This is a genomic window from Streptomyces sp. NPDC002265, from assembly GCF_040296125.1.
Classification (GTDB): domain Bacteria; phylum Actinomycetota; class Actinomycetes; order Streptomycetales; family Streptomycetaceae; genus Streptomyces.
Map to the genome: position 1 here is coordinate 1 of NZ_JBEOWS010000402.1, position 8251 is coordinate 8251.

At 71.9% G+C, this 8251-nt stretch carries 5 protein-coding genes and 2 pseudogenes; 4 read left to right on the plus strand and 3 right to left on the minus strand.

Features of this window, described 5'->3' with window-relative positions; genetic code table 11:
• The 3 genes and pseudogenes from ABT085_RS40550 to ABT085_RS40560 form a co-directional block, all read right to left on the minus strand.
• Window positions 1-84 (minus strand): annotated as a pseudogene (locus ABT085_RS40550) (D-alanyl-D-alanine carboxypeptidase); the annotation flags it as partial.
• 905 nt (window positions 85-989) lie between these two features.
• Window positions 990-1475 (minus strand): annotated as a pseudogene (locus ABT085_RS40555) (HEAT repeat domain-containing protein); the annotation flags it as partial.
• A 135-nt stretch (window positions 1476-1610) separates the two neighbouring features.
• On the minus strand, window positions 1611-1766 hold the full coding sequence (locus tag ABT085_RS40560; protein ID WP_502982941.1) for a hypothetical protein: 156 nt from the start codon (window positions 1764-1766) through the stop codon (window positions 1611-1613).
• A 105-nt stretch (window positions 1767-1871) separates the two neighbouring features.
• On the opposite strand from ABT085_RS40560, the gene ABT085_RS40565 reads away from it, so the two are divergent.
• From ABT085_RS40565 to ABT085_RS40580, 4 genes are all read left to right on the plus strand, one after another.
• Window positions 1872-2765 carry a GNAT family N-acetyltransferase gene (locus tag ABT085_RS40565; RefSeq protein ID WP_351620311.1) on the plus strand — a complete coding sequence of 298 codons (894 nt, stop codon included), beginning with the start codon at window positions 1872-1874 and terminating at the stop codon, window positions 2763-2765.
• Window positions 2766-2970: 205 nt separating this feature from the next.
• Window positions 2971-3993, plus strand: coding sequence for an ABC transporter ATP-binding protein (locus tag ABT085_RS40570; RefSeq protein ID WP_351620314.1), 1023 nt, complete (start codon window positions 2971-2973; stop codon window positions 3991-3993).
• Window positions 3990-5396: an ABC-2 transporter permease family protein gene (locus ABT085_RS40575; protein WP_351620317.1), complete on the plus strand. Its 1407-nt coding sequence runs from the start codon at window positions 3990-3992 to the stop codon at window positions 5394-5396. The genes ABT085_RS40570 and ABT085_RS40575 overlap by 4 nt, the downstream gene beginning before the upstream one ends.
• A gap of 4 nt (window positions 5397-5400) precedes the next feature.
• On the plus strand, window positions 5401-8160 hold the full coding sequence (locus ABT085_RS40580; RefSeq protein WP_351620320.1) for a bifunctional YncE/alkaline phosphatase family protein: 2760 nt from the start codon (window positions 5401-5403) through the stop codon (window positions 8158-8160).
• Window positions 8161-8251: the final 91 nt, after the last annotated feature.

Consider the following 8251-nt stretch of genomic DNA (forward strand, 5'->3'; position numbering starts at 1 on the left):
GTAGCTGCTGAGCAGCGTGTTCGTGTTCGTCCACGCGGCCATGGTGCGGGTACTGCCGGTCTTGGTGATCGTCTTGGCCGTGTACAGACCGTGAGCGCTCCGGCCGGGTGGCCGTGCTCCCGGCCGCACGCGGTGAGGGCGAGCACGCCGCGGCCGGTGACCCGGGTGCGGGCGTCCAGTGCGCCGGGATCGACCGAGAGCCGGGCCGCGATGTCGGTGGCGTAACAGGTGTCGGGGATGCCGAGTTCCTCCTTCACCTGCTCGGATCTGGCCCGGAACGCCTCCGGGTCCGCGAAGGAGACACCGGCGAAGGCGTCCTCGGGAAAGCCGTCCTGGTGGGGCAGCAGGTATCCGGCTTCCGCCGGGTGCGCGGGACCTTCGCCGCCGCCCGTCCAGCCGCCGTCCTCACTGTCCTCGGCGTCGAACGCGTCATAGTGGCGCACCACTTCCCCGCCCTCGGCGATGCACCAGGCCGTCCAGCCGTCGCCGCAGCTCATTCCGTACCACTGGGCCGCGCCGAAACGGCGGCTGAGGTCGGAGCAGCGCCGACGTACGACGTGCTCGAGCGCTCCGTCCTCGTCCTCCGCGTCCTCGATGGAATGGGTGTCCTGGGAGGTGTGGCCGAAGACCAGCGTCCAGCCGTCCAGTGCCGGGCTGACGAAGACGCGTGCGCAGTCGGAATGCGGCCGGTTGCGGTCCCACGCGTGCCGGTCGTGGTTCCAGGCCGAGGCGCCCGTCCGCAGCGTGACCGGCTCGGGGTCGCCCAGGTCGAACGCCTCCAGCACCGCCGCCTGATCGCTGGTCGGCACCGCGTACCACGATCCGCACAGGTGCAGGGCCTGCGGAATCTCGGTCAGCCTTTTGATCCTGGTCAGCCGACGCCAGGCGTCCTGGTCCCGGCGACCGAGGGCGGCCGGTCCGCCGACGGCCGCCAGCGCCTCCAGGGCACCGGAGCGGATTCGGGGACCGGTCGCGGGCTGCTCCCGCAGGCGCCGCAACGCCGAAAGGGCACCAGCGCCGATCGCCTTGAAGGCCCACACGGCTCGCTGCCGAACCTCGGGGTCGGGGTCGCCCAGCAAGGGGACCAGCCGGCCGACGAAGCGCGCCGCGGCCTCTCCCCGGCGCTGGAAGGCGAACAGCGCGTCACCGCGTACCTCCGGGTGCGGGTGCTGCAACAGCGGTTCGTAGACCGCCGGATCGGCCACGTTCAGCCGTCCCAGCGCCCAGCCCGTCCGCCGGGCCACCTCGGGCGAGCCCGCCGACGCGAGGGCTTGCGCCAGCGGAAGGAGTGCGGGCTCCCCGATCCTGCACAGGACGTCCGCCGATATCGTCCAGTCGACCGGTGACCGCTCGTCGCCGAGCACGTCCAGCACGGCCGTGACCACGGCCGCCCCCTGCCGCACCAGTGCATCGCGAGCGGGCTGAGTGTCCTGCCATGACCCCGAGAGCCGTTCGGTCACCTGATCCTTGTCCATGCCGGGCACCCTAACCACGCGGACCGACAACGCCCTCCCGGCGCCGACGGCCCGCCATCACGCTCCTGCCCGCGCCGCGCCTGCCCTGCCGTCGTCCCGGCGAGCGCCGGACATGGGCGGGACACCCCGCTCGGGTCAAGCCGTGTTCCCCGCGTTGCGCAGGCGGGCGAAGGACGTGTCCAGGCCTGTCTTCATCAGTCGGGAGAGCGGTCGTTCGACCAGGCGGCGCACCAGCCAGCTCAGCACCAGGAATCCGGCGATGACGGTCACGACCAGCAGCCGGGCGTCCATGGTGTCCCGCAGCCGGTTGATCAGCGTCGTACGGCCGTCGGTTCATAACTGTGATCAAGATCGGGCACGGCTATCGCGCGACCGCCGCATACGGAACCATGAGGCATGCGCTCGGACGGCTGGCACCTCACCGAAGACCTCGACGAATTCCTCGCCCGGAGCGGGGACTTCCTGCGCACGCGCCCCGCGCTGCACACGGTCGCGCTCACGGTGACCGAGACACTGCGCGTGCGCGGAATGCACACGTACGGCTCCGAGGCCCCCGTCTTCGGCCTCCTGAGGCAGGCGGGCGAGGTCCGGGCCGCCTTCCTGCGCACCCCGCCCCAGAGCCTGAGCCCGACCCGCCTCACCCCGGAGCAGGCCGACAGCCTAGCGGCCCGCCTGGCCGCCCTCGGCCACCGTCTCCCCGGCGTCAACGCGGACCACGACACCGCCACCGCCTTCGCCGAGGCCTGGCAGCGGCACACCGGCGCGACACCGACCCTCCACAGGCGTCACCGCCTGTACCGACTCGGGGATCTCACCCCGGCACAACCGCTCCCGGGCGGCCGGGCACGAGTCGCGGGACCTCAGGACCGCCGACAACTCATGCGCTGGTACCGCGAGTTCACCGCCGCCGCCGGAATCGCCCAGTCCATGGACGCCGGTTCCTGGGCCGACGCGCGGATCGCCCGCGCGGGCATCACGTTCTGGGAGACCCCGGACGGCACACCCGTCTCGATGGCGGGCGCCACCGCGATGGTCGCCGGCCAGATCCGGGTGGCCCCCGTGTACACCCCGGCCCGGCTGCGCGGGCACGGCTACGCGGGGGCGGTGACCGTCGAGGTGAGCCGGGCCGCCCTGGCCGCGGGCGCGCAGGAGGTCGTCCTCTTCGCCGACCTGGCCAACCCCACCAGCAACGGCCTCTACGGCCGTCTCGGCTATCGGCCGGTCGCCGACTTCGCCGTGTACGAGTTCCCGGAGACCTCGGCGGCAGACGTTCCCGGCCGGACCGGCTGACCTGGGGAGGACCGTCGGAATGACGGTCCGTCAACCTCCGTACCCGCTCGCCGGGTGAACGTGCCGGCCGCACGATGACGGCCCTCGGCCGGGCATCGGCGCATCAGGCGGAGGTCGGTTCCCGTTCCGCGAGCGTTCAACTCGTGGTGCCTGCCCGCGCTGTGTGGTGTCTCTATGTTTCCTGAGGGTTTTGACGGAGGGGGCTATGGACACTCTTCTTGCAGTCCGGGCTCGTGGGATCACCCGATACTTCGGTGACGTCGTCGCACTCGACGGTGTCGATCTGGATGTGGCTCAAGGGCAGATCCACGGCCTGGTCGGACCGAACGGCGCCGGGAAGACGACACTGCTCGGCCTCCTGCTGGGGCTGGCCGTCGCCGACAGCGGCCGCCTGGAGGTCCTGGGGACGCCGGTCGGCCGGGCGCTCGCCGTCCCCGACGGGGTCGCCGGATTCGTGGACGGCCCCGGTCTCTACCCCGCGCTCACCGCCCGGCAGAACCTCGCGGCGCTGGCCGCCCTGCGCGGCCGTACGGCACGGACGGCGGGCATCGACGACGTGCTCGACCAGGTCGGGCTCACCGATGTCGCCGACGACCGGGCCCGCGGTTTCTCCCTCGGCATGCGGCAGCGGCTCGGACTCGCCGCCGCCCTGCTCACCAGGCCGAGGCTGCTCGTGCTAGACGAACCCTCCAACGGCCTCGACCCGGCCGGGAAGCGGCATGTGCACCGAGTCCTGACCCGGCTCGCGGCGGACGGGACCGCCATCGTGCTGTCGAGTCACCGTATGGACGACGTCGAGGCGTTGTGCTCGGACGTCACCCTGCTGGCCACCGGGCGGGTCGTCTTCTCCGGTCCGCTGAGCAAGCTGGCCGCCGAGAGCCGTGAACTGGACTACCGGCTGCTCACCTCCGACCCGCGGGCCGCCCGCGCGCTGGCCCTGAGCACGCCCGGCATCGCGGTCGTCGACGACGGCGGAGCACCGACCGCCGCGGCGGCACCGCACGACGCACCCGCACCCCCACCCTCGCGTGCCGTGCCCGCGCAGCGCGGCGCCCCGGCGCGGTACGGGGCCGACGCGTTCGTCGTGAGCGCGCTGGTGCCCGCGCTCGACGTCCTGGTGGCGCGGATCGTACGGGCGGGCATCGCGGTGCGCGAGCTGGCCCCCGTGGTGTCGCCGCTGGAGGCAGCGTTCCTGGCCCTGACCGAACAGCAGGAGGCCGACCGATGACCACCGACGCCGCTGCCGCGGACGCCGCCACCGGTACCCCTGCCGACGACCGGACCGGCGACAGCGACGTCCCGGGCAGGATCCGCGCCGTCCCGGTGACACGCGGCTTCCGCTTCGAACTGGTCAAGCTGTTCGCCCAGTGGCGGATCCGGCTGCTGGTGCTGGCCTGCTGGATCACGCCGGCGCTGTTCGTCGCGGCGGTGAGCCGGCAGAGCACGCTGCCCTCCGACACCCTCTTCGGCCGCTGGATGCACGCCACGGGGTGGGCCGGGCCGCTGGTGATGCTCGGGTTCGCGGGCACCTGGGCGCTGCCGCTGCTGACGTCGGTGGTCGCCGGTGACGTGTTCGCCGCCGAGGACCGGCTCGGCACCTGGCGTCATCTGCTGGTGGCGGTCCGCTCGCCCCGGCGCATCTTCGCGGCGAAGGCGCTGGCCAGTCTCACCGTCATCGTCTCGCTGGTGGTGGGGATGGCGTGCTCCAGCACGGTCGGCGGGCTCGTGGCGGTCGGCAACCAGCCGCTGATCGGCCTCGACGGCCATGTGCTGGCCCCTTCGGACGCCGCCGGTGAGGTCCTCCTCGCCTGGGTGTGCGCGCTCGCGCCCACACTGGCTCTCGCCGCGATCGGACTGCTGGGATCGGTCGCGCTGGGGCGCTCGCCGATGGGGCTGCTGCTGCCCGCGCTGGTCGCGCTCACGATGCAGCTCGCCCAGATGCTGCCGCTGCCCGTGGCCGTGCGTCTCGCCCTGCCCGGCTGTGCGTTCATCGCCTGGAGCGGTCTGTTCACCAGCCCGGCGCAGCTCGGCCCGCTCCTCATCGGCGTCACGGTGAGCCTGGTGTGGGCGGTGACGGCCACCGTGCTGGCGTACCTCCTCTTCCTGCGGCGCGACTTCACCAACCCGTCCTACGACGGCCCGGGGCGCCGCGCGCTGACCCTCGGCGTGCTCCCGCCGGTCTGCCTGCTGGTCCTCACGGTCGCGGCGGTCGCCGTGGCGAGGCCGTCCATGGGTTCCGGGATCGACCAGGTCGAGGTCAAGCGGTCGGTCGCCACGGCGTTCGCGCATCTGTACCGCCTCCAGACGGAGCAGCTGAACCGCCCGGCCGTCACCGAGGCGCAGCTGCGGGTCACGGCCGCATGCGACAAGGGCGCCGGCCGCAGCGCCGCCCAGGGGCCGGGCAACGACTGGCGCTGTGTCGTCACCTGGCATCTCCCGGGCGTCCAGGCCCCGGGGACCGCGATCTACCAGCTCGACCTCACCTCGGACGGGCGGTACATGGCCGACGGTGACGGACCGAAGGAAGTGAACGGCTACTTCCTGGTGCGGACCCCGACCGGGGACGCGCCCAACCCGCTGTGGCAGTTCGACGGCAATGTCGAGCTGTTCTCCACCACGCCGAAGGGATGAGCCCATGCAGGTGACGCGCCGGCGGCGGCACGACGAGAAGAGAGCTTCCTTCGTCGTTCTCGGCAGACCCGTAGGCCGCCGGAACACGCTCGTGACCGCGGGCCTCACCGCGCTCGCCGTGGCGGCCGCGGGCACCGCCTTCGCCCAGACCCACCAGTTCGGCACCGACCAGGTCGGCCAGGTCACCGCCCGGGGCCAGGTCGTCTCAAGCGACCAGTACATCGCCCCCTACGGCGAGCGTCTGGTCGTGAACAACGGCAAGATCATGTCGTCCGCGGTCAGCCCGGACGGCACCCACCTCGCGGCCTCGGTCGCCGACGGCGGGATGGCACTGGCCCTCGTGGACCTCAAGAGCTGGAAGGTGCAGCAGCTCGTCGGCGCCTCCGCGTCGGCGGACCTGCGGATCGGCAGCAACGCCGTGGGGCAGGAGGCCCCGGCGTACTCCCCCGACGGCAAGCAGCTGTGGCTCGGCCAGACCGACGGCTACACGCGCTTCACCGTGAACGCGGACGGCACCCTCGCGAGCCCGGTGTCCGTACGGATCCCGGCGGACGGGCCCCGGCACGCCCTGGCGGCCCAGGCCGTGTTCTCGCCGGACGGGTCCACCGTGTACTCCGCGGTCAACGGACAGAACCGGGTGGTCGCGATCGACGCGGCGACCGGGACCGTCCGGCAGAGCTGGGCCGTGGGCAACGCCCCGCGCGGTATCGCCGAGGCCGGCGGCAAGCTCTACGTGAGCAACGAGGGCGGGCGCCCGGCACAGCCCGGCGACACCACCATCAACTCGTACAACACCCAGGTGCCGGCCGACCCGGTCACCGCGGCCACCACCACCGGCACGGTCAGCGTCATCGACCTGGCGGACCCCGCCGCCGCCGTCAGGAGCATCGACGTCGGCCTGCATCCGACCGCCGTGTACGCGGCGAAGGGCGCGGTGTTCGTCACCGACACGGCAACCAACGACGTGTCGGTCATCGACACCGCCCGCGACAAGGTCGTACAGACCATCGCCACCCGGCCGTGGCCGGAGGCGTCGGTGGGCTACGAGCCCGACGCGGTGACGCTCACCGGCGACGGCCGTCTGCTGGTGACGCTCGGCCGCGCCAACGCGGTCGCCGTCTACCGCTACACCTCCCCGCAGGAACCGGTCGGTTACGTCGGTCTGCTCCCGACGGACTACTTCCCCGCCGAGATCGCCACCGTCGGCGACTCCGTCGTGGTCTCCAACACCCGCGGGATCGACGCCCGTCGGCCCACCAGCAGCGCCGGGCACGGCACGCACGACACCACGTCCAGCCTGACGCGGTTCACCCTGCCGAACGACCGGGTCATCCGTTCCGAGACGGCCGAGGTGTTCCGGCAGAACGGCTGGACCCCTCGCGCGGTCACCCTCGCCGACAGCCGCGGCAGGGCGAAGCCGGTGCCGGTCCCGGCGCGGCTCGGCGACCCGTCGACGATCAAGCACGTCTTCCTGATCGTCAAGGAGAACCGCACCTACGACCAGGTCTTCGGTGACCTGCCGCAGGGCAACGGCGCGCCCGCGCTGGCGGAGTTCGGCGAGAACGTGACGCCGAACCAGCACGCGCTGGCCGAGCGGTTCGGCCTCTACGACAACACGTACGACATCGGTACGAACTCCGCCGAGGGCCACAACTGGCTGATGCAGGCGGACAATCCGGAGTACACCGAGTCCTCGGCCGGTGAGTACCTGCGCAGTTACGACACCGAGGACGACGCGCTCGGCCATCAGCGGACCGGGTTCCTGTGGACCGGGGCGCAGGCGGTCGGCAAGTCCGTCCGGGACTTCGGCGAGTTCCAGCAGTTTCTGACCAAGCCGTCGGGCGCGAGCTGGCAGAACCTGTACTGCGACGCGAAGAACATGGGCGCGACCGGGCAGGGCACCGCCTACCTGCTGAACTCGTCCTCGCCGATCCCGTCGCTCAACAGCGTGTCGGTGCCCGGCTTCCCGAAGTTCGACACCGGCATCCCGGACATCTACCGCACCGAGATCTGGAAGCAGGACTTCGAGAAGAACGGTCCGGCGAACCTGAACATGTTCTGGCTCTCCAGCGACCACACCGGCGGTCCGGCGAACGCGGCGGCCCAGGTGGCGGACAACGACCTCGCGACCGGCCGGATCGTCGACGAGATCTCCCACAGCAAGTACTGGAAGGACTCGGCGATCTTCGTGGTCGAGGACGACTCCCAGGCAGGTCTCGACCACGTCGACGGCCACCGCGCCCCGATCCAGATCATCAGCCCCTGGGCCCGGCACGGTGTCGTCGACAGTCACTACTACACGCAGATCACGATGATCCGGACCATCGAGCAGATCCTCGGGATCCACCCGATGAACCAGAAGGACAGTGCGGCCGACCCGATGCGTGCGGCGTTCAGCCGGAAGCCGGACTACACGCCGTTCGAGGCGCTGCCCAACCGGACCTCGCTGACCGCGGGTCTGAGCACGCCGCCCGCCTGCGGTGTGGACACCCCGGCGCCGCAGGACCCGAGCGCGGCGGCCGCGCCGAAGGCGATCGTGCCGGTGGCCGAGCAGGCGGTAGCCAAGGCGTGGGACACCTGGAAGTCGCACCAGCGGCTGACGGGTCCCCAGGCCGTGCCCGACTTCGCCAACCCCGCTCAGATGAACCACTTCACCTGGTACCAGACGCACGACTGGGGGAAGCCGTACCCCGGCGAGGCGCGGATCTTCCGGCCCGAGGACGTGCCGGGTGCCTACATCCCGTCGTCGGAGTCCGACGGCTGACGCCGAGTCGAGCTGCGCAGAGTCGAACTGAGCCGGGCCGATCTGTCGGTTCGGCAGGCCGAGGACCGCGGCATCCCGGAGCACGGGGTGC

Coding starts and splice junctions, on each gene's coding strand:
- ABT085_RS40560 (WP_502982941.1), bottom strand. CDS start 1,766: ATGGACGCCCGGCTGCTGGTCGTGACCGTCATCGCCGGATTCCTGGTG.
- ABT085_RS40565 (WP_351620311.1), top strand. CDS start 1,872: ATGCGCTCGGACGGCTGGCACCTCACCGAAGACCTCGACGAATTCCTC.
- ABT085_RS40570 (WP_351620314.1), top strand. CDS start 2,971: ATGGACACTCTTCTTGCAGTCCGGGCTCGTGGGATCACCCGATACTTC.
- ABT085_RS40575 (WP_351620317.1), top strand. CDS start 3,990: ATGACCACCGACGCCGCTGCCGCGGACGCCGCCACCGGTACCCCTGCC.
- ABT085_RS40580 (WP_351620320.1), top strand. CDS start 5,401: ATGCAGGTGACGCGCCGGCGGCGGCACGACGAGAAGAGAGCTTCCTTC.